This is a genomic window from Piscicoccus intestinalis NBRC 104926 (genome assembly GCF_001515525.1).
GTDB lineage: Bacteria > Actinomycetota > Actinomycetes > Actinomycetales > Dermatophilaceae > Kineosphaera > Kineosphaera intestinalis.
Map to the genome: position 1 here is coordinate 1 of NZ_BCNQ01000331.1, position 615 is coordinate 615.

At 78.9% G+C, this 615-nt stretch carries 1 pseudogene; it reads left to right on the forward strand.

The features are described 5' to 3' along the window. Nucleotides 1-615: pseudogene (locus PINTE_RS23610) on the forward strand (chromosome segregation protein SMC); the annotation flags it as partial.

The following is a 615-nucleotide window of genomic DNA, read 5'->3' on the forward strand; positions in this document are numbered from 1 at the left end:
CCAGGACGCCGGCCGCGCGGGGCTGCTCACCGTGAGCGCCGAGAACCCGCCGCCGGCGACCGAGCCTGCGCCCGCCGGGTGCCGGCTCGCGCGGGGGGCCGTGACCGTCTCCGACCCGGTCGAGCCGGCCCACCGCCCCGGCCTGGAGACAGTGCTCGACCACCTGCTCGCCGGGGTCGCCCTCGCCGACGACGAGGATGCCGCGGCAGCCGCCGCGGCGCTCGGGTTCAGCGCGGTCACGCCGGCCGGCGACGTGTTCACCCCCGCCGGGGTGCGCGGGGGCAGCACCGCGGCCCCGAGCCTCATCGAGCTCACGGCGGCCGCCGAGGAGGCGCAGCGCGCCGAGACCGGCGCCGAGCACGAGGCGCAGCGCGCCCGGTTCGCCCTCGAACAGGTCCGCGGCGCACTGGAACAGGCCTCGGCGCGCGCCGATTCGGCGCTCGCCGACCTGAACGCCTCAGACGCGCGGATGTCGGCGATCGCCGAAGAACTCGGGCAGCTGGCAGGGCTCGTGCGCGCCGCCCGCGCCGAGCAGCAGCGTGGCGAACAGGCGATCGCGACCGCCCGCGAGTCGCTGGCCACCGACACCGCGGCCCTGGCGGGGCTCCAGGAGCG